General features: G+C 66.5%; 23 protein-coding genes. 17 read left to right on the forward strand and 6 right to left on the reverse strand.

Going from position 1 to position 25,116, the window contains the following annotated elements; translation table 11 throughout:
- Positions 1 to 4 precede the first annotated feature (4 nt).
- Positions 5 to 1,471, forward strand: coding sequence for a rhomboid family intramembrane serine protease (locus tag XaplCFBP3123_RS11730; protein WP_172453213.1), 1,467 nt, complete (start codon positions 5 to 7; stop codon positions 1,469 to 1,471).
- 525 nt (positions 1,472 to 1,996) lie between these two features.
- On the opposite strand, the gene XaplCFBP3123_RS21515 is transcribed toward XaplCFBP3123_RS11730, so the two are convergent.
- Positions 1,997 to 3,271 carry a DUF4013 domain-containing protein gene (locus XaplCFBP3123_RS21515; RefSeq protein WP_172453214.1) on the reverse strand — a complete coding sequence of 425 codons (1,275 nt, stop codon included), beginning with the start codon at positions 3,269 to 3,271 and terminating at the stop codon, positions 1,997 to 1,999.
- 362 nt (positions 3,272 to 3,633) lie between these two features.
- On the opposite strand from XaplCFBP3123_RS21515, the gene XaplCFBP3123_RS11745 reads away from it, so the two are divergent.
- The gene (locus XaplCFBP3123_RS11745) at positions 3,634 to 4,233 is read left to right on the forward strand and encodes an NUDIX domain-containing protein (protein WP_104534179.1); all 600 of its coding nucleotides are present in this window, start codon (positions 3,634 to 3,636) and stop codon (positions 4,231 to 4,233) included.
- A 67-nt stretch (positions 4,234 to 4,300) separates the two neighbouring features.
- On the opposite strand, the gene XaplCFBP3123_RS11750 is transcribed toward XaplCFBP3123_RS11745, so the two are convergent.
- Positions 4,301 to 4,816 carry a hypothetical protein gene (locus tag XaplCFBP3123_RS11750; protein ID WP_080689456.1) on the reverse strand — a complete coding sequence of 172 codons (516 nt, stop codon included), beginning with the start codon at positions 4,814 to 4,816 and terminating at the stop codon, positions 4,301 to 4,303.
- A 66-nt stretch (positions 4,817 to 4,882) separates the two neighbouring features.
- A complete protein-coding gene (locus XaplCFBP3123_RS11755; RefSeq protein WP_104534180.1) occupies positions 4,883 to 6,388 on the reverse strand; it encodes a helicase HerA-like domain-containing protein in 1,506 nt (501 codons plus the stop codon).
- A 277-nt stretch (positions 6,389 to 6,665) separates the two neighbouring features.
- Here XaplCFBP3123_RS11755 and XaplCFBP3123_RS11760 point away from each other — a divergent pair, with 277 nt between their 5' ends.
- The gene (locus XaplCFBP3123_RS11760) at positions 6,666 to 8,246 is read left to right on the forward strand and encodes a transglycosylase SLT domain-containing protein (RefSeq protein WP_104534181.1); all 1,581 of its coding nucleotides are present in this window, start codon (positions 6,666 to 6,668) and stop codon (positions 8,244 to 8,246) included.
- A 389-nt stretch (positions 8,247 to 8,635) separates the two neighbouring features.
- On the opposite strand, the gene asd is transcribed toward XaplCFBP3123_RS11760, so the two are convergent.
- Both asd and XaplCFBP3123_RS11770 read right to left on the reverse strand, forming a co-directional pair.
- On the reverse strand, positions 8,636 to 9,484 hold the full coding sequence (gene asd, locus XaplCFBP3123_RS11765) for an archaetidylserine decarboxylase (RefSeq protein WP_104534182.1): 849 nt from the start codon (positions 9,482 to 9,484) through the stop codon (positions 8,636 to 8,638).
- Positions 9,481 to 10,131, reverse strand: coding sequence for an SCO family protein (locus XaplCFBP3123_RS11770; RefSeq protein WP_104534183.1), 651 nt, complete (start codon positions 10,129 to 10,131; stop codon positions 9,481 to 9,483). The genes asd and XaplCFBP3123_RS11770 overlap by 4 nt, the downstream gene beginning before the upstream one ends.
- A gap of 80 nt (positions 10,132 to 10,211) precedes the next feature.
- Between XaplCFBP3123_RS11770 and prmB the strand changes: the two genes are divergently transcribed.
- The 9 genes from prmB to XaplCFBP3123_RS11815 all read left to right on the forward strand — a co-directional run bounded on the left by prmB (position 10,212) and on the right by XaplCFBP3123_RS11815 (position 18,935).
- The gene (gene prmB / locus XaplCFBP3123_RS11775; protein ID WP_104534184.1) at positions 10,212 to 11,138 is read left to right on the forward strand and encodes a 50S ribosomal protein L3 N(5)-glutamine methyltransferase; all 927 of its coding nucleotides are present in this window, start codon (positions 10,212 to 10,214) and stop codon (positions 11,136 to 11,138) included.
- Positions 11,128 to 11,616, forward strand: coding sequence for a hypothetical protein (locus XaplCFBP3123_RS11780; protein WP_104534185.1), 489 nt, complete (start codon positions 11,128 to 11,130; stop codon positions 11,614 to 11,616). Before prmB ends, XaplCFBP3123_RS11780 begins: the two co-directional genes overlap by 11 nt.
- Entirely contained in the window at positions 11,606 to 12,709 is a 1,104-nt protein-coding gene (gene aroC / locus XaplCFBP3123_RS11785) for a chorismate synthase (RefSeq protein WP_104534186.1), read from the forward strand. Before XaplCFBP3123_RS11780 ends, aroC begins: the two co-directional genes overlap by 11 nt.
- Positions 12,702 to 13,778: a 2-hydroxyacid dehydrogenase gene (locus tag XaplCFBP3123_RS11790; RefSeq protein WP_104534187.1), complete on the forward strand. Its 1,077-nt coding sequence runs from the start codon at positions 12,702 to 12,704 to the stop codon at positions 13,776 to 13,778. The genes aroC and XaplCFBP3123_RS11790 overlap by 8 nt, the downstream gene beginning before the upstream one ends.
- An 86-nt stretch (positions 13,779 to 13,864) precedes the next feature.
- Positions 13,865 to 14,890: an aspartate-semialdehyde dehydrogenase gene (locus tag XaplCFBP3123_RS11795; RefSeq protein WP_104534188.1), complete on the forward strand. Its 1,026-nt coding sequence runs from the start codon at positions 13,865 to 13,867 to the stop codon at positions 14,888 to 14,890.
- Between the two features lie 221 nt (positions 14,891 to 15,111).
- Complete coding sequence (locus XaplCFBP3123_RS11800; protein WP_172453215.1) at positions 15,112 to 17,073, forward strand: FimV/HubP family polar landmark protein; 1,962 nt, start codon at positions 15,112 to 15,114, stop codon at positions 17,071 to 17,073.
- A complete protein-coding gene (locus XaplCFBP3123_RS11805) occupies positions 17,070 to 17,456 on the forward strand; it encodes a VOC family protein (RefSeq protein ID WP_104534189.1) in 387 nt (128 codons plus the stop codon). The genes XaplCFBP3123_RS11800 and XaplCFBP3123_RS11805 overlap by 4 nt, the downstream gene beginning before the upstream one ends.
- A gap of 40 nt (positions 17,457 to 17,496) precedes the next feature.
- Positions 17,497 to 18,270: a tRNA pseudouridine(38-40) synthase TruA gene (gene truA / locus XaplCFBP3123_RS11810; RefSeq protein ID WP_104534190.1), complete on the forward strand. Its 774-nt coding sequence runs from the start codon at positions 17,497 to 17,499 to the stop codon at positions 18,268 to 18,270.
- On the forward strand, positions 18,267 to 18,935 hold the full coding sequence (locus tag XaplCFBP3123_RS11815; protein WP_104534191.1) for a phosphoribosylanthranilate isomerase: 669 nt from the start codon (positions 18,267 to 18,269) through the stop codon (positions 18,933 to 18,935). Before truA ends, XaplCFBP3123_RS11815 begins: the two co-directional genes overlap by 4 nt.
- A gap of 140 nt (positions 18,936 to 19,075) precedes the next feature.
- Here XaplCFBP3123_RS11815 and XaplCFBP3123_RS11820 read toward each other — a convergent pair whose 3' ends face one another.
- Positions 19,076 to 19,996 (reverse strand): LysR family transcriptional regulator, encoded by a 921-nt coding sequence (locus XaplCFBP3123_RS11820; RefSeq protein ID WP_104534192.1) that lies wholly within the window; start codon positions 19,994 to 19,996, stop codon positions 19,076 to 19,078.
- 106 nt (positions 19,997 to 20,102) lie between these two features.
- Between XaplCFBP3123_RS11820 and trpB the strand changes: the two genes are divergently transcribed.
- From trpB to glmM, 5 genes are all read left to right on the forward strand, one after another.
- Entirely contained in the window at positions 20,103 to 21,320 is a 1,218-nt protein-coding gene (gene trpB / locus XaplCFBP3123_RS11825; protein ID WP_104534193.1) for a tryptophan synthase subunit beta, read from the forward strand.
- On the forward strand, positions 21,320 to 21,526 hold the full coding sequence (locus XaplCFBP3123_RS11830) for a hypothetical protein (protein ID WP_104534194.1): 207 nt from the start codon (positions 21,320 to 21,322) through the stop codon (positions 21,524 to 21,526). The genes trpB and XaplCFBP3123_RS11830 overlap by 1 nt, the downstream gene beginning before the upstream one ends.
- Positions 21,527 to 21,564: 38 nt before the next feature.
- Complete coding sequence (gene trpA, locus XaplCFBP3123_RS11835) at positions 21,565 to 22,371, forward strand: tryptophan synthase subunit alpha (protein ID WP_104534195.1); 807 nt, start codon at positions 21,565 to 21,567, stop codon at positions 22,369 to 22,371.
- Positions 22,372 to 22,700: 329 nt separating this feature from the next.
- Entirely contained in the window at positions 22,701 to 23,585 is an 885-nt protein-coding gene (gene accD, locus XaplCFBP3123_RS11840) for an acetyl-CoA carboxylase, carboxyltransferase subunit beta (RefSeq protein ID WP_104534196.1), read from the forward strand.
- 82 nt (positions 23,586 to 23,667) lie between these two features.
- Complete coding sequence (gene glmM / locus XaplCFBP3123_RS11845) at positions 23,668 to 25,017, forward strand: phosphoglucosamine mutase (RefSeq protein WP_104534197.1); 1,350 nt, start codon at positions 23,668 to 23,670, stop codon at positions 25,015 to 25,017.
- Positions 25,018 to 25,116: the final 99 nt, after the last annotated feature.

Below are 25,116 nucleotides of genomic sequence, written 5' to 3' on the forward strand. Positions count from 1 at the left end.
CGTCATGTTGCTCATGCCGCTGCACAAACCCTGGTCGCGCCAGAACATTCCCTGGGTGACCCTGCTGCTGGTGCTGATCAATGTGGTGGTCTACCTGGGCTATCAGCGCAAGGACGATGCGCTGGTCGAAAATGCGGTGCGCTATTACGTCGAATCCGGTCTGGGTGCGTTGGAGGCGCAAGCGCACGAGCGCTATCTGGAGCAGACCAACGACGCCAGGCTGCGCGCTGCGCGCCAGGCCAGGCTGGACAGCGTGCCGGCGCGCCAACGCCTTGCGTATCTGGCGCATCTGACGATGCACGACGTGGCGTTCGCACAGGCGTTGCGCAGCGGCGCACTGTTCGAGGACGAGCAGCGTCTGCGCGAATGGCGCTCATTGCGCGCGCCCTACGATGCGCGCCTGTCCAAAGTGTTCACGCTGCGGCATCTGCAGCGCAGCTCCGAGTGGTCCCCTGCGAGGATGCTGACGGCCACCTTTCTGCATGGCAGTTTCGATCATTTGCTGGGCAACATGCTGTTTCTGCTGGCGCTGGGCACCTTGCTGGAAGGGGCGATCGGCAGCGGCTGGTTCCTGCTGCTGTACCTGCTCGGCGGGTTCGGTGCCAGCGCGGCCAGCCTGTGGTGGCGCTGGGGAGCGCCGGGCGGTGGCTTGGGTGCCTCGGGTGCGATCGCCGCCTTGATGGGTGCGTTCTGCGTGGTCTGGGGCAGGCGCAAGGTGCGCTTCTTCTACTGGTTCTTCGTGGTATTCGACTACGTGCGCGGGCCGGCGATCCTGCTGCTGCCGCTGTGGTTGGGCTGGGAGTTGTACAGCCTGCTATGGAACGACGACGGCAACGTCGCCTTCGAGGCGCATGCCGGTGGGCTGATCAGCGGCGCGCTGCTCGGCGTCGCATTGGTGCTGTTGCGACGTACGCGTCCGTCCTTTATGGAGGAGAGTGAGGCAGTGCTGGTGGACGATCGCTGGGAGCGCGCGCAGCGGCATCTGGGACGCATGGAAAACGTGGAAGCCGAGCGCCTGTTGGCGGAGCTGGCCAGCGAGCAGCCGCACAATCTGGACGTGGCGCTCGCGCGTTACCGCACCGCGCGCAATGACGGTCGCAGCCAGGACAGCGTGCGGCATGCGCAGACGCTGTTGCAGTTACACACGCATCATGCCGAACAGATGCGCAGCCAGCTCATGGTGGCTGCCGAACTGAGCAAGGCCGGGATCGCGTACGCGCCATCGGCACGCATGGCGCTGATCGCCACCTGTTTGCGCAATGGATTGCTGGCCGACGCCGAACGTCTGTTGAAAGAAGGCGAGCGTGGCGTGCCGCGCGACGAACTGGCGCATCACTGGTTCGTGCTGGCCTTGCGACACGGCGAGTTGCAGGACGGCACGCAACGTACGCGCCTGTTGCGTCACCTGTTGGAGCAGTTTCCCGAACAGGCACAGGCGAACAAGGCGCGGTTTTTGCTCGAGAACGGGTGAGCGGTTTCAGCTTGATCCGTGTCGCCCAGGTGTCGCGACGTTGGGCGGGAAAGGACCCGTCGAGAGGGTCGGTGTGCATGGAAAAGCAGTGCTGGATGCGTTTGTTCGATCATGAAGCATCGGCTCCATGTCTGATGGGCGTCGCACTACAGACAGCTTTTCACGTGAGCGCGGACCGACTGTCTGGTGCGGTGTCCTCGCCGGTTGCGGGACCGTGTGGCGGCATGGATGCCGCCACCGAGCCCCCAGGGATGGGTTCACGGCGTGTCCCGCAAGCGGTGAGGGCGCCACGCCCTCGACGCTGTGAGTTTGCTGCGAGGCGCTTGCCCGCCCACTATCGCGGGACACGCTGCAAGTACGTCCTTGTAGCTCTTACGCGGCATCCATGCCGCGTAAGGTCCCGCGATGGTTCGCGGGCAAGGGCCCGTCGAGATGGTCGGTGTGCATGGCTGCGAGCAATGCACGTCGCACTCTGGGCCGATGATGGAGGATCCGATTAGCGCATTAAAAAGCTCTGCCAGCCGCTCAAGCCGGTTGAATCGACACCGCTTTCAATACGGCTTGCAGCTTCGCGCGCAATGCATCGTCGTCGCAGTGAGTCAGTGCGTTTTGCAGTACAGCGCGCGCCTGGTCATCGCGGGCGAACCGTTCGCCCAGCAGCAAGCCCGCCTCCAGCGACCAGGCCGGCATCATCCGATCGCGCGGCCACGCGGCGATGGCCGCAAGCAGGCCATCGGTCGCCAGCTGGAATTGTCCGGCCATCTTGGCGCGCTCGGCCAGCAAGTTGGCTTGCTCAGGCGTCAGCGGGGTAAACGTGGAGTCGTCGTCCAGCGCTTCGCGCTGCAATGCGAGCGCGCGACGCTCCTGTTTTTCCTGCAGCAGACGGTTGATGTACTGGCGGGTGTGCTCGCGCAGTTCGTCATTGCGATGGTGTTGACGCAGCAGGCGCTGATACAGCTCGTGCAACGCAAGGCTCACCGCACGCGAACGCACCGCCCCGCGCAGTGCCTGAAATGCTTCATCGGAGTGGCCGTCGCGCACGTACTGTTCCGTTTCGTCGAGCAGGCGCTGATCCGGGTCTTCGCGCTCGCACGCCACGCCGCCGCTGGGCATGTAGCCGAGTTCTTCGTGGTACTGGTACACCAGATAACCCATTAGGTGGAAGCTGGCGAACAGGCTCCAGATCGAGGCGATCACCATCGTCGCCTCGCGTACGATCGGCGGCAGATACTTCACCGCAATGAAGATCGCCGCGGTAGCGCTGCCCTGGATCACGTACAGCAAGCCGTATGCAGCCAGATACGGCCAGCCGATGCGCAGTGCCATGTCGATCGACACCGCGGGATTGAGGGCGCGGCGCAGGCTGCCGTCGATGGCCAGCGCGATCATCATGCCCGGCAGCAGCAATTGGACCGCCAGATACGCGATGGTCAGGCCGGGCTTGCCCGCCAGCACGCCTGCCGCACCAATGACGGCGCCTAGCGCAAACGCCAGCAGGATCAGCCGCAGCACCGCGCTGTCGAAGCTGTTGTAGCCCAGCTGCGGAGCATCGGCCTGCCCGTCGGCGGTATGGCGCAGGATGTCGAAAGCATAGGTGTAGGTCGCCATGCCCAGCACGCCGGCAATCACCAGTTTCAGGATGCCCGGCAGCACCAGCAACGCGCTGCACAGCGTCAGCGCAATCAACGCGTACAGCGCCGAACCGCGCAGCGGATAGGTGGCGATGGCCGGAATGCGGGTCCAGAACGGTGCCGGCGCAGTCTGCGCGGCGACCTTGCGTGCGCGAAAACGGTCTTCCATGACGCTCCCCAGGCGTGTGATGTGAAGGGATTGTGCGGGTGCGCGCGCCGCCACGCAATTGGGGGCAGGGCGAGCCAATTAAACCTGGAATGGGCACAGGCCGGCGACATGTCGCCGGCACGGTCTGGATATTGCTGGCCAGGCCAGGCCAGGCGTCGGTGCCTGCATTGCATTGAAGCTCGCTGTGTCCGATAGCATCGGATGCGCATCGACAGACCATCGATGCGTTGCGTGCATGATCTGTCCGACGCACTGGGGGGCAATAGGTAAAATAATGGCCCGCCGCAATCTTGCGGCCATACGAGCGACCGGGCGCGCCGCGCCCCCGGCATTGCCGTCGCTCGCATCACAAGGAGTGTCGCTTGAATCCATCCGCCACCGGCAACCCGCAGGTCCGCATTCGCAGCATTGATGTGCTCTCGGACAATTGGTACGTGCTGCGCAAGGTCACGTTCGATTTTCAGCGCAAGGACGGCCGCTGGCAGACCCTGTCGCGCGAGGCCTACGATCGTGGCAATGGCGCCACCATCCTGCTGTATAGCCGTGCCAAGCAGACGGTGATGCTCACCCGCCAGTTCCGTTTGCCGACGCTGCTCAACGGCAATCCCGACGGCATGTTGATCGAAGCCTGCGCCGGCCTGCTCGACCGGGACGATGCGCTGACCTGCATCCGCAAGGAAACCGAAGAAGAAACCGGCTACCGCATCGACAACGTGCGCAAGGTGTTCGAGGCCTTCATGAGCCCCGGCTCGGTCACCGAACGCCTGTACTTCTTCGTCGGCGAATACTTCGACGGCGACAAGGTCGGCGAGGGCGGCGGACTCGAAGAAGACGGCGAAGAGATCGAGGTGCTGGAGCTGTCCCTCAATGCAGCGCTGGCGATGATCGGCTCGGGCAAAATCGCCGATGCCAAGACCATCATGCTGTTGCAATACGCCAAGTTGCATGGTGTGTTGGCATAGAGCGGCACGTTGCGCTATGGCGGTAGCGCCTCAGAGTCGGCTGCCAAAGATCTAGGTCGCTTGCAACTCAATGCACGCGCTTCAGGATCTTGTCCTGGTATTCGGATGCTCCGCCGCTCTGACAGCTTCCGCCATCCTGGGATAGGAACTCAGCAACACCGGGTTTGGGGTTGTCGGTTTCATCAATCCGGAAGCCATAGAGCGGAGAGGGATAGGAAAAGCGTGGGTCGGGCTCTGCTTGCAAGATCAAGCAGCTGCCCGCGATCTCATCCACCCACCACGTACTACGCAAGGTCACTGTCTGTCTGTGATGTTTAGGATCTTGTCCGGACAGACAGGTGTACTTCAACGTATAGCGATGACTTTTCTGATCCTTGACGGCGGCTTCCAGCCACAAGTCAGCGTGTGCACTTGCGCATTCAGGGCGTTCGCCCTCTATCTGCAAGAGGCCTGAGTAATGGCCGGCGAGAAGGTGCTGGCTGCGCAATGGCCACTTGATTGGGCCATAGCCAGGATCGTGGTAGTCGTAGTTGGGGTTGCGTGTTTTTTCCTGTGCTCCGCAAGTTGCAGTCAGAACAAGCATGGCAATCCCACAAAGATGCATCCATATCTTGCGCATAGTGTTCGTCCCTGTGGTTATTCGTTTTACTCAACGCTTCCCACCAAAAATACTGCCGAAGATGCCGCGCACGATCTGCTGGCCGATCTTGTTGCCCACCGTGCGCGAGGTCTGCTTTGCCATCGTTTCCAGCATGCCCTGACGGCGGCCGGTGCCGAACACGACATCCTTGACGGCTTTTCCGAAACCGCTGTCCTGCGTTTCCTCGTCCTCGCGCGTGCGTGCCGGCGGTGCGGCATTGTGTTCGGCGACCTGTTCGACGCGGCGTGCCAGCAGCTCGGCGGCCGATTCGCGGTTGATCGCGGTGTCGTAGCGGGTGCCGACCGGGCTGGCAGCGCGCACTTGCGTGCGCTCGGTCTCGCTGATGGCGCCCATGCGGCAGCGTGGCGGGGCGATGAGCGTTTGCTGCACCGGCGCCGGCACGCCCTTGCCTTGCAAGGGCGACACCAGCGCCTCGCCGGTGCCCAGGCTGGAGATCGCCGTGGCCACATCGAGTTTGGGATTGGCCACGAAGGTCTGCGCAGCGGTCTTGACCGCCTTCTGATCGCGCGGGGTGAACGCGCGCAGGGCATGCTGCACGCGATTGCCGAGCTGGCCGAGGATGTTGTCCGGAATGTCGTCGGGAAACTGCGAGCAGAAATACACGCCCACGCCCTTGGAGCGGATCAGTCGTACGACCTGCTCGATCCGCTGCACCAGCGCGGCGGGCGCATCGTCGAACAGCAGATGCGCTTCATCGAACACGAACACCAGCTTGGGGTGTTCCAGGTCGCCCACCTCGGGCAAACGCTCGAACAGTTCCGACAACAGCCACAGCAGGAAGGTGGAATACAGCTTCGGCTTGAGCACCAGTTGATTGGCTGCCAGGATGCCGATCACGCCGCGGCCGTCCGCTGCCACGCGCATCAGGTCGGCCAGTTCCAGCGCCGGCTCGCCGAAGAAGTGCTCGCCGCCGTCCTGCGCCAGCCGCAACAGGGCGCGCTGGATCGCGGCCACCGACTGGCTGGAGACCAGGCCGTAACTGGTGGACAGCTCCTTGCGTTCTTCCACCACCAACCCAAGCAACGCCCGCAGGTCGTCCAGGTCCAGCAAGAGCAGGCCACGGTCGTCGGCCAGCTTGAACACGATGTCGAGCACGCCGGACTGGGTGTCGTTGAGTTCCAGAATCCGCGCCAGCAGGGTAGGGCCCATCTCGCTGACGGTGGTGCGCACCGGGTGGCCGAGCTGGCCGTACAGATCCCAGAACACCACCGGGCTGGCGGCCGGCGCGTAGTCGGCGATGCCGATCTCCATGGCGCGCTGCAGCACGCCGGCGGCGCCGTCGCCGGCCACCGCCAGGCCGGCGACATCGCCTTTCACGTCGGCCAGGAACACCGGTACGCCCAGGCGCGAGAAGCCTTCGGCCAGGGTCATCAAGGTCACGGTCTTGCCGGTGCCGGTGGCGCCGGCCACCAGCCCGTGGCGGTTACCGAAGCGTCCTTCCAGCACAACCGGGATGTCGTCGGTGACGCCTTTGCCGAGCAGGAACGGGGCCATAGCGCAGATCCGGTGGGAAAAGCCGGATTCTAGCCGGCAATGTGGCCGGGCAAGCCGGGCGGGGATGGACCCCGGATTTCGACCGATCTGTCCGGCCGCCGACGGGCAGTTCAACGCCGCAGCCGGTGTGCCAGCCGCTTGCCGCCCTTCGCCCAGCTGTTCCAGGCCCGGTGCGCAACGGCCAAGCTAACGGCTCACTGACCCTGCCGGCCCGTCCGCCTTGCCCCGGTGTCGCCCCGGCGGCTACCCTGCCTGCCTTTCCGCTGTACTGCCTACGATGCCGCTCGCTCATTTTGGTTTGCGCCCATGGCCGGTTCTGGTCGTGGTGGCGCTGATGTCTGTCGTCCCCGCTGCCCACGCCATTTCCAAACGCGACACGGAGAAGGCCGCCGTGCTCGATGCCCGCATGGCCGCCGCCGAAAAGCGCTACCGCGATGCGCTGGTGCTGGTGAACAATTCCGACCCCAAGGGCACCGCCGAAGGCGATGCCGCGCTGGAGGACATGGAAGACGTCATCGACGCCTGCATCAAGCAGCGCGGCTGCCTGGTCGCCAATCAGCTGGCCACCTACAAGCGCCTGCTGAAGGCGCGCGCCGATGCCGAAGCACCGGCCGCCGAAGATCCGGAAGACGACGACACGCTGCTGCAGGCCGACCCGGACCACCTCGGCCCGGCGGCGAACGGCGTGCCCGAGGCCGCGCGCGCCGCCACGCTGCTCAACGACCAGCGCCACGATTTCGACAAGATGGTGCAGTACAACCCGGCGGTGCAGGCCGGCATCCGCCGCTGGCTGACCGACATGCGCCCGGCGCTGCTGACCAGCTACGAGAACTACAGCAGCCTGCGCGGGGTGATGTGGCCGGAATGGCAGAAGCGCGGCCTGCCCGAGGCGCTGCTGTTCGGCATCATGGCCAAGGAATCCAACGGCAAGGTGCACGCCAGCTCGCGTGCCGGCGCAGCCGGGTTGATGCAGTTCATGCCTGCCACCGGGCGTCGCTTCGGGCTGGGCCCGGACGGCACCGGCTTCGACACGCGCTTCGATGCACGCAGCGCCGCCGAAGCCAGCGCCGCGTACCTCAACGAGCGCATGGCCGGGCTCAACCGCAACATCGAACTGGCGCTGGCCGCCTATAACGGTGGCGAAGGCCGCGCCGCGCGCGTGTTCTCGCAGAGCGGCGGGCGCGGGTTCTGGGAGCAGGACGTCTACAACCAGTTCCCGGCCGAAACCAAGGACTACGTGCCGATGGTAATCGCCGCGGCCTGGATCTTCCTGCACCCGCGCCAGTACGGCGTGGACTTCGCCAAGCTCGACGCGCAGCCGGCCACGCTGAAGCTGGCCAAGTCGACCACCATCTACGAACTCACCATCTGCCTGGGCAGCATGGGCGCGCGCGACGGCTACATGCGCGCGCTGCGCAACCTCAACCCGCGCTACGAATCCGATGGCTGGATTCCGGCCGGCACCGTCATCAACGCCACCAACCGCATCGTCAGCCTGTACACGCGCTACTGCGTCAACGGCCCGCGTGCGGACCTGGCGCGCACGCTGATCACCGCCGACCTCAACAGCGCGATCGTGCGCAGCAGCGCCACCGAGTACGTGCCCAGCGTGGCGGTGGGCGACGTCAGCCCGATGGCCGGCGTGCCGACCACTGTGGCCACCGGCCAACCGGTAGTCGCCAAGCCCAAGGCCAGGCAGGCGCGCAGCTACACCGTCGCCAGGGGCGACACGCTCGGCCGCGTCGCGCAGAAGTACCAGTGCGAGATCAAGGAGCTGGCCAAGGCCAATGGTCTGAAGGCACCGTCGTATGCGCTCAAGCCGGGGCAAAGCATCAAGCTGGCCGGCTGCGATCGCTGACCAGCGCGGGCGCACCGCCTCGGCGAGCCGCCTCTGCGAGCTGCGCCGGGCCGCGCTCCCGTAGGAGCGGACCTGGCCGCGACGAAGCGGTCCCGGTAGCTCCGGCATAGGCGAGCGCACTCCGAATCGAGGCTGGGAGTGCCGAAGGCGCGTGCGCACGAAGCCTCACCGTGAATGCCCCATCGCGGTCGGGCCCGCTCCTACAATGCCTTGTCGCGGTCAGGCCCGCTACAACGGTGTGGCCGCATTGCGCCGATTGCCGGATTGGGGGTGAAGCGCGCTTGTGCGCGAGGCGTTATCGAGAACGTCCAATCACGGGAAAACCCGCCACTACGCAGGGGCTGTCGTCGTGCGTACCGACGCGGGGGATGATCGCCGCGCCGCTGTGATCAGCTCGCCTGGCGACGGGCGAGCGCCTGCCCCAGGCGAACTGATGTCTCTGCGGCAAGTCCGCCATCGAGCTTCGCGACACCTGGCGGCAGCAGCACGATCACAGTCGAGCCGTAGTTGAAGCGCGCCATCTCCGCAAACTTCTCCAGCACGATGCCCTTGCCGCGATAGTCCTTGCGCGTGATGCGATCGCCATAGCGCGGAATCTCCACGCCGCTCCACACCGTTTCCACGCCCGACACCAGCAGCGCGCCCACCATCACCGAGGCCATCGGGCCGAAGTCGGTATCGAAGTGGCAGACCAGGCGCTCGTTGCGCGCGAACAGCCGCGGCACGTTGCGCACCGCATCCGGTCCCACGCTGAACAGGCGGCCGGGCACATGCACGGTCTCGCGCAAGGTGCCGGTCCACGGCATATGCACGCGGTGGTAGTCCTTGGGCGAGAGGTAGACGGTGGCGAACAGGCCATCGTTGAACGGCTGCGCGGCGTCGGCATCGCCGAGCAATTCGGCGGCAGTGAACGACTGTCCCTTGGCCTGGAAGATGCGGCCGTTCTCGATCGGGCCGAGCTGGCTGATGCGGCCGTCGGCAGGCATCAACAGCGCCGCAGGATCGGCATCGGGCACGCGTGCGCCCGGCTTCAAGGCGCGGGTGAAGAATGCATTGAAGGTGGGATACGCGCGCGGGTCCGGTTGCAGTGCTTCGCTCAGGTCCACGCCGAACTTGCGCGTGACCGTGTCGATCAACCATTGCTTGGTGGACGGCGTATCGGAATAGGCCAACGCACGCGCCAGCGAGCACAGCAACCGGTGCGGCAGCACGTAGGTCAGGGAAGTGACGAGACTCACGGAGCGGTTACCTTGGTCAGTTGCTGGAGGTCGGCGGCGATCGCCTTGGGGTCGAGCGGGGGACGGATCAGGCCGGCCAGGCGGCCCTGCGGGTCGAGCACGGCGATGCCGGCCGAGTGATCCATGCTGTAGTCGTTGGGATTGTCCGCAAAGCCCTTGCCCGGCACCTTCTGGAACACGAAGCCCAGCGCGGTGGCGAAGCGCTCCAGCGCCGGCACGTCGGCGGTGGCGGCCAGGGTATCCTTGTGGAAGGCATGCGCGTATTCGCCCAGGCGTGCCGGCGGGTCGCGCTGCGGGTCCACCGACACGAACAGCACGCGCGGGCGCAGGCCATCGGGGATGGGTTCCCACTGCTGCTGCGCCACCGCCAGATCGGTCAACGTGGTCGGGCAGACATCCGGGCAGAAGGTGAAGCCCAGGAATACCAGCGTCCAATGCCCCTTCAGCTCGCCGGGCACCAGCTGGGTGCCGTCGGACTGGCGCAGGCTGAACTGCGGCAGCGTGCGTGGTTGCGGATAGAAGGTGATGGTCCGGGTGGCCGGCCACGGCGAGCTGGGCGCGGCGCCGAGGAACTTCTGGCCCAGCAACAGCCCCAGGCCGGCGGCCAGCGCCACCAGCAGCACGATGCCGGTATTGCGATTGAACATGGCGGTTTCCAGTGCAACGGACGCTCATGATACCGATCCGACCTCTATAATCGTGGGCCGATTCCTCTTTAGTTGTTGCCATGACTGCCGCCGCGGCCGACGAACTGCACACCATCATCGACCTGATCCGCTACGGCACCAGCCGTTTCAATGCAGCCGGTCTGACCTTCGGCCATAGCTACGACAATGCGCTGGACGAGGCCACCCAACTGGTCCTGCACAGCCTGCACCTGCCGCACGATCTGGGCCCGGCCTATGGCCAGGCGCGCCTGCTGCGCTCGGAAAAGGAGCAGGTGCTGGGCGTGTTCGAGCGCCGCATCAACGAGCGTGTTCCGGCGGCGTACCTGACCGGCGAGGCCTGGTTCGCCGGGCTGAGTTTCAAGAGCGATGCGCGCGCGCTGGTGCCGCGTTCGCCGATCGCCGAGTTGATCGAAGCCGGCTTCGAGCCCTGGCTGGGCGGCCGCGAAGTCACCCGCGCGCTGGATCTGTGCACCGGTTCGGGCTGTATTGCCATTGCCATGGGCCATTACAACCCGCAGTGGGACGTGGACGGCGCGGACATCAGCGACGACGCGCTGGCACTGGCCGCCGAAAATAGGGCGCGCCTGCAGGCCGACAACGTCACCCTGCTCAAGTCTGACCTGTTCGCCGGGCTGGGCGGCCGCCAGTACGACCTGATCGTCACCAATCCGCCGTATGTCACCAACGACGAAACCGACGCACTGCCGCAGGAGTATTCCTACGAGCCGGAGCTGGGGTTGCGCGCGGGCGACGATGGCCTGGATCTGGTGCTGAAGATCCTGCGCGATGCGCGGCAGCACCTCAGCGAGGACGGTCTGCTGATCTGTGAAGTGGGCGAGTCCGAGCAGCACCTGATCAAGCTGCTGCCGGAAGTGGATCTGGCCTGGGTCGAGTTCAAGGTCGGGCAGATGGGCATCTTCGCGGTCGAATGCCGCGAGCTGATCGCGCACGGCGCGCGCATCGCCGAGCTGGCCAGTGCGCGCTGAGTCGTCCATCGCGCGGCCGCAGCTGAGCGATATCCTGTTGCTGGTGCCGGTGTCCATCTTCGGCGTCGGCATTCCGCTCGGTTTGATCGACGTGGTGTACCGCCTGTTCGACCCGATGTACGGCGGTCCCTTGCCACAGCGCTTGTTGCGCGCGGCGGCGGAGATCGGCTTCGGCCTGATGGCGTTTTTCGGCCTGGTGTCGGCGTGGATCGTGGTGGTCAGTTCGGATGCGGCCTTGCGTGCGCACCGGCGCCGCACGCTGATCGTGGCACTCGGCCTGCTGGTCGGGATCGGCGTTGCGCTGTACCTGCTCGCCGATTGGCTGCTCGGCGGACGTAACGAGCTGGATGTGTTCGGGTTGGTGATCAGCGGCTTGTGGGCGGTGGCGCCGATGCTGGTGGCGGCACGTCACTTGCCGCGCATCCTGCGCGCCACACCACCTGCTGCAATGTTGAGAGGATGCCGTCATGGGCAGTAACAGTTTCGGCCGCCTGTTGACGGTCACCACCTTCGGCGAGTCGCATGGGCCGGCGATCGGCTGCGTGGTCGATGGCTGCCCGCCGGGCCTGGAAATCGCGCCGGAAGACTTCACCCACGATCTGCAGCGGCGCGCATCCGGCAAGAGCCGGCACACTTCTGCACGTCGCGAAGCCGACGCGATCGAGATCCTGTCCGGCGTCTACGAAGGCCGCACCACCGGCACGCCGATCGGCCTGCTGATCCGCAACACCGATCAGCGCAGCAAGGACTACAGCAACATCGCCCAGCAGTTCCGCCCCGGGCATGCGGACTACACCTACTGGCAGAAATACGGCATCCGCGACCCGCGTGGCGGTGGGCGCTCGTCCGCGCGCGAGACCACCATGCGCGTGGCCGCCGGGGTGATCGCCAAGAAATGGCTCAGGCAGCGCTACGGCGTGCTGGTGCGCGGATTTTTGTCGCAGCTGGGCGAGATCCGCCCGACCGGTTTCGACTGGAATGCGGTCGAGGACAATCCGTTCTTCTGGCCGCATGCCGATCAGGTGCCGGAGCTGGAGACCTACATGGACGCGCTGCGCAAGTCCGGCGATTCGGTCGGTGCGCGCGTGGACGTGGTGGCCGGTGGCGTGCCGGCGGGCTGGGGCGAGCCGATCTACGGCAAGCTCGATGCCGAACTGGCCGCCGCCTTGATGAGCATCAACGCGGTCAAGGGCGTGGAGATCGGCGACGGCTTCGCCAGCGCCGCGCAGAAGGGCACCGTACACCGCGACCTGATCACCCCCGAAGGCTTTCTCAGCAATCATGCCGGCGGCATCCTGGGCGGCATTTCCACTGGCCAGGCGATCACCGCCTCGATGGTGCTCAAGCCGACCTCCAGCCTGCGCCTGCCCGGCGCGACCGTGGATGCGGACGGCGCGGTGGTCGATGTGATCACCACCGGCCGCCACGACCCCTGCGTCGGCATCCGCGCCACCCCGATCGCCGAGGCGATGATGGCACTGGTGCTGATGGATCAGGCCTTGCGTCATCGCGCCCAGTGCGGCGATGTCGGTGAGGTGGCGCCACGCATTCCCGGTCAGATCGATGTCTGAGTCGCCCCGCGCCAAGGTATGGGTCAGCCAGCCGCTGTTCGACGATGTCGTCGCGCAGCTGGGCGAACATTTCGAGCTGACCACCACCGAGCGCGTCACCGCGTATGCGCCGGCCGACCTGGCCGCGCGACTGGCATCGCTGGACGGTGCCTTGATCACCCTCAACGAGCGCATCGGCGCGGCGGAAATCGCCTCCGCGCCGCAGCTGCGCGCGATCGCCAACGTCGGCGTGGGTTACAACAACCTGGATCTGGACGCGCTCAGCGCAGCCGGCATCCTGGCCAGCAACACGCCGGATGTACTGACCGAGACCACTGCCGATCTCGGCTTTGCAGTGCTGATGGCCACCGCGCGCCGCATCACCGAATCCGAGCGCTGGTTGCGCGACGGGCAGTGGGGGCAGTGGTCGTTCAAGACCATGCTCGGCGCCGATATCCACGGCAGCACGCTGGGCATCCTGGGCATGGGCCGGATCGGGCAGGGCATCGCCCGCCGTGGCGCGCACGGCTTCGGCATGCGTGTGCTGTATCACAACCGCAGCCAGTTGCCGGCCGCCACCGAACAGGCGCTCGGCGCGCGGTTCGTGGACTTCGACACCCTGCTGGCGCAGTCCGATCACCTGGTCCTGGTGCTGCCGTACACCAAGCAGTCGCATCACATCATCGATGCCGCCGCGCTGGGCAGGATGCGTCCCACCGCCACGCTGGTGAATATCGCCCGCGGCGGCCTGGTCGATGAAATCGCGCTGGCCGATGCGCTCGCCAACGGTCGCCTGGCCGGTGCCGGTCTGGATGTGTACGAAGGCGAACCTGCCGTCCGTCCCGAACTGCTGGCCCTGCACAACGTCGTGCTCACCCCGCATATCGGCAGCGCCAGCCTGGCCACGCGTCGCGCGATGGTGCAACTGGCGGTGGACAACCTGATCGCCGCGCTGGGCAAAGGTCCCAATGCCGGCCATCCGCCGAGCGCGTTGAATGCCGATGCGGTGGCCGCTGCCAAACAGGGCGGCGTGCGCGATGGCGAAGCGATCAACACCGGCGCCGGCAAAACCACCACGACCAAACGATAGGGAACCTCCGCGGCCAGCTTTGGAGGTTCCCCGAACCCACTGCGCAAGCGCGTTCCACTCTTTCCCCATTCGATAAAGACAATCTCATGAGCAACGAAAACCGTCGTTTCAACGTCGCGGTCGTGGGCGCCACCGGCGCTGTCGGCGAGACCATGCTGAGCATCCTGGCCGAGCGCAACTTCCCGGTCGCCACCTTGTACGCGCTGGCCTCGGCGCGCTCGGCCGGCGGGCAGGTGGAGTTCAATGGCGGCAAGGTCGATGTGCTGGATCTGGCCGACTTCGACCCTACCGGCGTGGACATTGCGCTGTTCTCCGCAGGCGGGAGCGTGTCCAAGGAGTACGGCCCCAAGTTCGCCGCCGCCGGCGCGGTGGTGATCGATAATTCCTCCGCGTTCCGCTACGACGACGATGTGCCGCTGGTGGTGTCGGAGGTCAATCCCGAAGCGCTGAAGCAGCGCCCGCGCGGCATCGTCGCCAACCCCAATTGCTCGACCATGCAGATGCTGGTCGCGCTCGGCCCGATCCACCGCAAGTACGGCATCGAGCGTATCAATGTGGCGACCTACCAGTCGGTCTCCGGCGGCGGGCGTTCGGCGATGGAAGAGCTGGGCAAGCAGACCAGCGAGCTGCTGAGTTTCCAGCAGATCGACCCGCAGCGTTTCCCGGTGCAGATCGCCTTCAACCTGATTCCGCACATCGACGACTTCCAGGACAACGGCTACACCAAGGAAGAGATGAAGCTGGTCTGGGAGACGCGCAAGATCCTGGGCGACGACTCCATCCAGGTGAATCCCACCGCGGTGCGCGTGCCGGTGTTCTACGGGCACTCCGAAGCGGTGGCGATCGAAACCCGCGACAAGATCACCGTCGAAGACGCGCGCGCGCTGCTGGCCGCATCGCCCGGCGTGGAAGTGGTGGACGAGCGCAAGCCGGGCGGCTACCCGACCCCGGTCACGCATGCCTCCGGCAAGGACGCGGTGTTCGTCGGCCGTATCCGTGAGGACCTGTCGCATCCGCGCGGTCTGAATCTGTGGATCGTCTCGGACAACATTCGCAAGGGCGCCGCACTCAATGCCGTGCAGCTGGCCGAGCTGGTCGCACAGGAAGGCTGAGGCGCGCTAGTCCCGTAGGAGCGCTCAGGCGCGCGATGGAGCTTTGCCAGTGATGCCTCCTCGCGCGCCAGCGCGCTCCTACCAATGCGCTGCCGACGGTCTGCTGCATGGATGTCGCATCGCGGCATCGCCACGGCATGTGCGCTCTGCGCGAGGTCACCGACTTTTTCGCTCATGCAGCGGCTATATTGATGCGCATGAAACATAGGGGCGGGGGCGCGATGCGTCCGATACAAGGGTTAGGTGCGCTGCTGCTGATGGCCTGCAGCGGCGCTGCCATGGCGTTGGGGTTGGGCGATATCCGGGTGCTGTCCAGGCCTGGGCAACCGTTGGTGGCCGAGATTCCGGTCATCTCCAACGAGCCGGGCGAACTCGACAACGCACGCGTCGCGCTGGCATCGGCTACCACGTTTGCACGGGTCGGCCTGGAGCGCCCGCAGGGCTTGGTCAGCAACCTGCAATTCCAGTTCGCGCAGGACGCGCGCGGGCGTGCGGTGATCCGCGTGACCAGTAGCCAGGCAGTTGACCAGCCGGCGGTCAACTTCCTGATCGAGGTGGAGTGGGGCCAGGGCCGGCTGGTGCGCGAATATTCCGCACTGGTCGATGCGCCCAATACCGCGGCTGCAATCGCCGAGCCCGCCATCCAGGCGCCGCGCGCCGGGGCCGGCAACACCATTTCCCGCGCGCCCGCGGCCGTTGCCGAACGTGGCGGGCATGCCGCCGATGCGGTAGCACCCGGCACACGTTCCAGCACACGCGCGGCCGCGACAGCGCCGGCCGGCGATGCGCTGCCGGCAGTACGTTCGGGCCAGACCTTGTCGGAGATCGCTTCCGCCGTGGCCCGTTCCAGCGGGCATTCGCTCGACCAGACCATGCTGGCGCTGCTGCGCACCAACCCGGACGCCTTCATCGACGGCAATATCAACCGGTTGAAGCAGGGCGCGGTGCTGCGTACGCCGCAGGAAGAGGCGCTGGCACAGGTCGGTGCGGCCGAAGCGGCAGTGATGGTGCGCGAGCAGGCCGCGCAGTGGCGACAGGCGCGCTCGGCGATTCCGCAGCCTGCCGAAGCCGGCGCTGCCGCCGCAACGCCGGCACCTACGGCAGCTGTTGCGACGTCGGCAGGTGCCGGAGCGCGGCTCGAGATCGCCCCCGCAGTGACCAGTCAGACCAACAAGGCCGGCGCCACGTCCGGCACCAGTGCCGAAGGCGAGGGCGAGATGGCGGCCAACCAACAGTTGCAACAGGCCAGGGAAGACATCGCCACCCGCGATGCGGAATTGCAGGATCTGCGCACCCGCGTGGCCGATCTGGAAAAGCTCAAGCAGCAACAGCAAGCCTTGATCGCGATGAAGGACACCGACCTGGCGGCTGCGCAGAAGCGCCTGTCGGAGACGCCGGCTGCGGCACAGCAGGGCAGCGGGGTTCCGCTGTGGCTGATCGGTGGGCTGGTGTTGATCGTCGCGGCGGTCGTCGCCTGGCTGGCGGCACGCCGGCGCAAACCCTCGCCGCTGCCGCCGTTGCCGCGGCGTCAATTCGATTTCATGCCTGTCGGTGCCGCGGCAGACGCCGCCGAGCCGCAGGACGATACGCATGCCACCGTGCCCAGCGAGCACGATGTGTTGCATGAACCCGAATTCGAGCAGGCCGATCTGCGCGAAGAAGAACGCGCCTACCAGACGCAGCAACCGCTGTCCGATGTGTTGCGTCGCGAGCCGCTGATGTCAGGGCCTGCTGCCGCGCCGCCGGTGGTCGCCAGCGAGGATTGGCGCTCGTTGCGTGCAACGCCGCCAGCTCCTCCAGTAGCGCAGCCGCCGTTCGTTGCACCTGAGGACTCGATGCCGGAGCAGGTGGGGTCTGAGGACGCAGAGCCGGACGACGGCGAGCCGCAGGGTGTAGACGTTGCGCACGCCAGCAACGATCTCCCGCCAAGCGTGCCATCCGCCTCGGTCGCCGCGCAGGACAGCCTGGATGTCGATCCGGCACCCATCGCCCCCGCCGCTGCGCCCAGCGCGGTGACCAGCAGGGAATTCGTCTCGGCAGGGCGCGATCGTCTGGAGCTGGCAGTGGCCTACATGGACCTTGGCGACAGGGACACCGCGCGTGGCCTGTTGCTGGAAGTTGCCGCAACCGGCGACGAGGCCAGCCGCGCCGAAGCTGCCGAACTGCTGGAACGCCTGGCATGAGCCCGGCGCTGGACAGCATGGCCGCCGCACGCGAGCGCCGCATCGATTACGTGGAATTCGCCTCGCTCGATCTGGATGCCAGTCGTGCCTTTTTCGAAGCCGTGTTCGCCTGGCAGTTTCAGGCCTATGGCCCGGATTATCTGGCCTTCAACGACGGTCGTCTGGATGGTGGTTTCTATCGTGCCACTGCGGCAGTGTCGGCAGATGCTGGCCCGCTGATCGTGCTGTATGCCGACGCGCTGGAGCCCATGGGCGAGCGCGTGTGCGCTGCCGGTGGCGAGATCGTCAAGCCGGTGTTCGGTTTTCCTGGCGGCAGCCGGTTTCATTTCCGCGAGCCGGGCGGTAACACGCTGGCGGTGTGGTCCGAGCGCGCGGTCGGCTAGTCCGCGCACGCTCCATCGATTCGACAACAGGCAGGTTCCGATGCGTTACGCGCTGGGCGTGGAGTACGACGGCAGCGAGTTCCAGGGCTGGCAGCAGTTGGGTGAGCAGGGTGGGCCGAGCGTGCAGGCCAGCCTGCAGGCGGCGCTGTCCTCGGTGGCCGATGCCCCGGTGCAGGTGGTGTGCGCAGGCCGCACCGATGCCGGCGTGCATGGCGAGTGCCAGGTGGTGCATTTCGACAGCGACGCGCGTCGCGCGCCGCGTGGCTGGATGCTGGGCACCACCGCGCGCCTGCCGCCCTCGATCGCGGTGCGCTGGTGCGTGCCGGCGGCCACCGACTTCCATGCGCGGTTTTCCGCGCGCGCACGTCGCTACCGTTATCGCCTGCTCAATCGGCAGATACGCCCGGCGCTGTATCGCCAGACCTTGAGTTGGGAACGCCGCCCGCTGGACGCCGATGCCATGCACGCGGCCGCGCAGGCGTTATTGGGCGAGAACGACTTCAGCGCATTCCGCAGCGTGCAGTGCCAGGCCCTGCACGCACGCCGCAATCTGCAGGCCATCAGCGTGCAACGCATCGGTGAGGTGGTGGAGGTGCAGGTCCAGGCCAATGCATTCCTTCATCACATGGTGCGGAATATTGTTGGCTCGCTGATCCTGATCGGAACCGGAGAACGGCCGGGCGACTGGATCGCGACGTTGCTGGCCGGCCGCGACCGCACGGTGGCCGGGCCGACGGCGCCGCCACAAGGCCTGGTCTTCATCGGGCCGTTGTATCCCGCAGAGTGGCATCTGCCCGCTGAGGTGACCCAATGAATCGATTGCTGTACCGCACCCGTATCAAGTTCTGTGGCATGACCCGCGCCGGTGATATTCGACTGGCCGGCGAGCTGGGTGTGGACGCGGTGGGTTTCATTTTCGCGCATGGCAGCCCGCGCCGCGTGGCGCCGGCCGAGGCGCGCGCGATGCGCCAGGCCACCGCGCCGATGGTCGACGTGGTGGCGCTGTTCCGCAACAATTCCAAGGAAGAAGTGCGCGAGGTGGTGCGCACCGTGCGTCCGACCCTGCTGCAGTTCCATGGCGAGGAAGACGACGCGTTCTGCCGCAGCTTCAACCTGCCGTATCTCAAGGCGGTGCCGATGGGCAGCGGTGGGATCAACGGCGAGGACGCCAACGCGCGGACCTTGCAGCTCGCCTATCCCAACACCGCCGGTTTCCTGTTCGACAGCCATGCGCCCGGCGCAGGCGGCGGCACTGGCAAGACTTTCGATTGGTCGCGCCTGCCGACCGGCCTGCATCGCCCGTTTCTGCTTGCCGGCGGCATCACCGCCGACAACGTGTTCGATGCGATCGTGGCAACGCTGCCGTGGGGCGTGGACGTGTCCAGCGGCGTGGAGCTTGCGCCCGGGATCAAGGACGGCCACATGATGCGCAAGTTCGTTGAAGAAGTGCGCCGGGCCGATTGCCATGAGATGGGGTGAGTTGGGGAATCGGGAATCGGGATTGGGGATTGGGGAATCGGAGTGGGCAGTCTGCTTCGTTGTTTTGATTGCTCTTGGGTTATCCAATTCCCGTTGATTGATTGCTTGGTCGCTGTTTCTCCGATTACTGAGCGTTTCAATTAGACGCTTGCGGCATCCGTGGTGCGCTGCTGATCCTCTGAAAGTGCGTTACGTAGCCAGTCGGCGAGATGCTCGATGCGCGGATCCGGGTTGCGCCTTGCGGCGCACAGCACCCAGCGGCCGCGCGTCGGCGTGAAGCCCCAGGGCGCCAGCAGGCGCCCGGCGGCCAGGTCCGCGGCAACCAGCGGTTGCGGTGTGATCGCAACGCCCAGCCCCGCGGCGGCCGCTTCCAGCAGGTAGACCAGATGCTCGAATTCGGTGCCGAAGCGCAGCGCTTCGGGTGCCAGGCCGTGGCGTTGCGCCCATTCCGGCCAGGCCTGCGGGCGCGAGCGGGTGTGCAGCAAGGCGTGATCGAGCAGGGCGGCAGGCTCTCTGCCAGCGAGCTGTGTCGCCAATGCCAGCTGCGGACTCAGCACCGGGCCGATCCACTCCACCCCCAGCTCGTGCACCTGCCATTGGCCTGGCCAGGGCGGGGTGTCCAGCAGCAAGGCCGTATCCAGGCCATCCAGGTCCGGACCGGGCGCCTGTTCGTTGGCCGACAGGTGCAGGCGCAGCTGCGGCAGATCCCGCTGCAGCCGGCCCAACCGGGGGATGACCCAGCGCGCGAGCAGGCTGCCCGAGCAGCCCAGCACCAGCGGCGCCTCGCTGGTGGGGCGGCGCAACGCCGCCCAGGTGTCGCCGATCAGCGCGAAACCCTCACCGGTCGCATCGCGCAGCCGGGCGCCGGCGGGCGTCAGCACCAGGCCGCGGCCCTGGCGGGTGAACAGCGCCGCGCCCAGGGCCTGTTCCAGCGAGCGTACGTGCCGGCTGATGGCGCCATGGGTCACGTGCAGCTCCTGCGCGGCCCGGCTGACGCTCTGCAGACGTGCGGCGGATTCGAACGCGCGCAGCGCTGCCAGCGGTGGAAGCAGTGTGCTCATATGTGAGTCCTGGTCACAGGTTGCGGCAATCTTATCGATTTATCGCGCGCCGTGGCTGCGCTACAGTAATGCCTCTTGTATGACCGCATTGCTGCAGAGGATTCCCATGTTGGCCCAGTCCATCAGTGACTTTCACGCCTATCCGGATGCTGCCGGCCACTTCGGCAAGTTCGGTGGCCGGTTCGTCGCCGAGACCTTGATCGGCCCGTTGCAGGAGCTGGCGGCCGCCTACGACCAGGCGCGCCAGGATCCGGCCTTCATTGCCGAATACGACAAGGATCTCAAGCACTACGTCGGCCGGCCCAGCCCGATCTATCACGCCGAGCGCCTGAGCCGCGAAGTGGGCGGCGCGCAGATCCTGCTCAAGCGCGAAGACCTCAACCACACCGGCGCGCACAAGATCAACAACACCATCGGCCAGGCCTTGCTGGCCAGCCGCATGGGCAAGACCCGCATCATCGCCGAGACCGGCGCCGGCCAGCATGGCGTGGCCAGCGCCACGGTGGCCGCGCGGCTGGGCCTGGAGTGCGTGGTCTACATGGGCGCCACCGACATCGAGCGGCAGAAGATCAACGTCTACCGCATGAAGTTGTTGGGTGCCACGGTGATCCCGGTGACCTCCGGCTCGGCCACGCTCAAGGACGCGCTCAACGAAGCGATGCGCGACTGGGTCACCAATGTGCAGGACACCTTCTACATCATCGGCACTGTCGCCGGCCCGGATCCGTATCCGCGCATGGTGCGCGACTTCAATGCGATCGTCGGCCGCGAAGCGCGCGCGCAGATGCTGGAAGACTTCGGCCGCCTGCCGGATGCGATCAGCGCCTGCGTCGGCGGCGGCAGCAATGCGATCGGCCTGTTCCACGCCTTCCTCAACGATCCAGGCGTCAAGATCTACGGTGCCGAGGCGGCCGGCGACGGCATCGCCAGCGGCCGTCATGCCGCCTCCATTGCGGCCGGGCGCCCGGGTGTGCTGCATGGCAACCGCACCTATGTGATCTGCGACGACGACGGCCAGATCACCGAAACCCATTCGATCTCCGCCGGCCTGGATTACCCGGGCGTGGGCCCGGAGCATTCGTTCCTGTCCGACAGTGGCCGCGCGGTCTATCAGGGCATCACCGACGACGAAGCGATGGCCGCCTTCCATCTGCTGGCGCATACCGAAGGTATCCTGGCCGCGCTCGAATCCAGCCATGCGGTGGCGCAGTCGATCAAGCTCGCGCGCGAGATGCCCAGGGACGCGTTGATCCTGTGCAACCTGTCCGGCCGGGGCGACAAGGACGTGCACACCATCGCTGCGCGCGAAGGCGTGCAGGTCTGATGCCGCTGCGGCGCGTCACGGTGACCGCGCTGGCCGACGACCGGGCGAACAGGCTGCTGTTCGCCTGGCTCGACCGCTGGGCGCCGCAGATGCGCACCTGCTCGAAAAACAGTGGCTGCGGCTGCTGCCCGGACAGTGTCGACCTCGAGGTCGACGCCCAGGCGTTGACCGAACTGCCACCCGCCATGTACCAGGACATCCATTGAAGCGGTCGCACCGCCTCTAACAATCGCAAGGTCTTTCAATGCGTCGTATCGACGAAACCTTCCAGCGTCTGCGTGCCGATGGCCGCAAGGCGCTCATCCCCTTCATCACCGCCGGCGACCCGTCGCTGGAAGCCACTGTGCCGGTCATGCACGCGCTGGTGCGTGCCGGTGCCGATGTCATCGAGCTCGGCGTGCCGTTTTCCGACCCGATGGCCGACGGCCCCACCATCCAGCGCAGCTCCGAGCGCGCGCTGGGTCGTGGTGCCGGCTTGGCCTACGTGCTGGAGGCGGTGCACGAATTCCGCCGCGAAGACGCCACCACGCCGGTGGTGTTGATGGGCTACCTCAACCCGATCGAGATCCACGGCACCCGGCGCTTCGCCGAAGCCGCCGTCGCTGCCGGTGTGGATGGTCTGCTCCTGGTCGATCTGCCGCCCGAAGAGGCGGCCGAGACCCGCGCGATCTTCACCGAGGTCGGCCTGGCCCTGATTGCGCTGGCCTCGCCGACCACCAGCGAGGAGCGCCTGGACATGCTGTGCAGCAGCGCCCAGGGCTATCTGTACTACGTAAGCTTCGCCGGCGTCACCGGCGCCTCGAATCTGCTCGATACCCATGCCGCCAGCGACCGCCTGCGCCAGCTGCGCCGGCGTGCCGGCGCCCCGGTGGTGGCCGGTTTCGGCATCAGGGACGCCGCCAGTGCCGCCGCAATGGCCGTGGACGCCGACGGCGTGGTGGTCGGCAGCGCCCTGGTCGCCGCGCTGGCCGAAGCCACCGATGTCCGCAGCGCCCGCGAACGCGCCGAAGCCTTCCTGGCCCCGCTCCGTCAAGCCCTGGATCAACCCTGAGAACTAGCCCGTCTCCCCGGAGCGAGAGGGCGCGAGCGATAAGGCTGAGCCCCTCTCCCGTCGGGAGAGCGGGTAGGGTGAGGGAAGGGACGGGAGCTACGTGCACGCCAACACACGTGCACCCTGCAACCAGAGTAGGGGCAGCACAACAAGCCGACCTTCACTTCAAACGCCCGCGCAACCACCCAGCACCACGCTTGCAGTCAGCCTTCGGAATTGCCACCCAAACCCACATTCATCCTCTGCGCTACCTTGGCTTTCCCGCAGGGCGTTAGACTAACGCCCCTCTGCGGCCCACATGGCCGCCCTGCATGGATTGTCATACACGCATGAGCTGGCTCAGCAAATTGATGCCTTCCGGCATCCGCACCGAGAACACCCCGGCCAAGAAGCGCAGCGTCCCCGAGGGCCTGTGGGAGAAGTGCAGCAACTGCGGCAGCGCGCTGTACGGCCCCGAGCTCGAGGAGAACCTCGAGGTGTGTCCGAAATGCGACCACCATATGGCGATCCGCGCACGCGCGCGCCTGAACTCGCTGTTCGATCCCGACACCGCGACCACCGAAATCGGTGCCCAGCTGGGCCCGGTCGACGTGCTCAAGTTCAAGGACCAGAAGCGCTACGGCGAGCGCATCAAGGCCAGCCAGAAAAGCAGCGGCGAGTACGACGCACTGATCGCCATGCGCGGCACGCTCAAGGGCAATCCGCTGGTCGCCGCCGCCTTCGACTTCGCCTTCATGGGCGGCTCGATGGGTTCGGTGGTCGGTGAGCGCTTCGCACGTGCTGCCGAAGTAGCGCTGGAAGTCGGCTGCCCGTTCGTGTGCTTTTCCGCCAGCGGCGGCGCGCGCATGCAGGAAGGCCTGTTCTCGCTGATGCAGATGGCCAAGACCTCCGCTGCGCTCGGTCGCCTGCGTGAAGCCGGCCTGCCGTACATCTCGGTGCTGACCCATCCCACCACCGGTGGCGTGTCGGCCTCGTTCGCGATGCTGGGCGATATCAATATCGCCGAGCCGCATGCGTTGATCGGCTTCGCCGGCCCGCGCGTGATCGAGCAGACCGTGCGCGAGACCTTGCCGGAAGGCTTCCAACGGTCGGAGTTCCTGCTCGACCATGGTGCCATCGACCAGATCTGCGATCGCCGCGACATGCGCGACCGCATCGCCGATCTGACCGCGATGATGATGCGTCAGCCGCATCCGCAGGACGCGGCCGCATGAGGCCAGTGGTTGCGCGCTCGCGCGACACCGTCGCACGCGCCGCTGCGTGTGCGCCCCCCCGTAGGCAGGAACACCGCAACGCATGAGCAGTCGCAAGTATTTTGGAACCGACGGCATCCGCGGTCGGGTCGGGCAGGGCGTGATCTCGGCCGATTTCGTATTGCGGCTGGGCAATGCGCTCGGTCGGGTGCTGACCCGGGGCCGCAGCAAGCGTCCGCTGGTGCTGATCGGCAAGGACACCCGGATTTCCGGCTACATGTTCGAAGCCGCCTTGGAGGCCGGCCTGGTCGCCGCCGGCGCCGACGTGCAGCTGATCGGCCCGATGCCGACCCCGGCCATCGCCTTCCTGACCAACACGCTGCGCGCCGATGCCGGCGTGGTGATCAGCGCCTCGCACAATCCGCATTACGACAACGGCATCAAGTTCTTTTCCGCCGAAGGCGAGAAGCTCGACGACGCCACCGAAGCGGCGATCGAGGCCGCGCTGGACGAGCCGTTCCACACCGTGGAATCGGAGCGCCTGGGCAAGGCGATCCGCACCCGCGATGCGATCGGCCGTTACATCGAATTCTGCAAGGCCAGCGTGGCGCGCGGGTTCACCCTGCACGGCCTGAAGATGGTGCTGGACTGCGCGCACGGGGCGACCTATCACATCGCGCCGATGCTGTTCCGCGAGCTGGGTGCGGACGTGGTCGTCATCGGTGCCGCACCCGACGGGCTCAATATCAATGCCGGTGTCGGCTCCACCCATATCGACAACCTCGCCGCCAAGGTGCGCGAGAGCGGCGCGCAGCTCGGCATCGCCTTCGACGGCGACGGCGACCGCGTGCTGATGGCCGACGACCAGGGCAACCCGGTCGATGGCGACGATCTGCTCTATGTGCTCGCCCGCTCCTGGCAGGCCAGCGGCCGGCTTACCGGTACCGTGGTCGGCACGTTGATGACCAACTACGGGCTGGAACAGGCGCTGGCCGCATTGCACATCCCGTTTCAGCGCGCCAAGGTCGGCGACCGCTACGTGCACCAGGCCCTGGTCGAAGGCGGCGGCACGCTGGGCGGCGAAACTTCCGGCCATCTGCTGTGCCTGGATCGCGCCACCACCGGCGATGGCATCGTCAGTGCGTTGCAGGTGCTCGAGGCGCTGGGGCGCGATGGACAGAGCCTGCGCGAGGCCTTGAGCAGTCTGAGCAAGGTGCCGCAGAAGACCGTCAACGTGCGGCTGGAGGGTGGTGCAGCCAGGTCGATCGTGGAGGCCGCCGGCGTGCAGCAGGCGCTGCAGCAGGCGCAGGCCGCCGTGCTGGGCCGTGGGCGCGCATTTCTGCGCCCGTCCGGCACCGAGCCGGTGGTGCGCGTGACCGTGGAGGCCGACGACGCCGGTCTGATGCAGGACACGCTCGACCGTCTCTCCGGGGCCGTGCGTGACGCGGCGTGAGTCGCTGATCATTGGTGTGTGCGTGGTCTTTGCCAAGGCCGCGACGTTCTACCTGTTGTATCGCCTGCTGTCCTGAGCGGCAGGCCTTCCTTTCGACTT

It is taken from the genome of Xanthomonas arboricola pv. populi (assembly GCF_002939945.1).
GTDB lineage: Bacteria > Pseudomonadota > Gammaproteobacteria > Xanthomonadales > Xanthomonadaceae > Xanthomonas > Xanthomonas arboricola_A.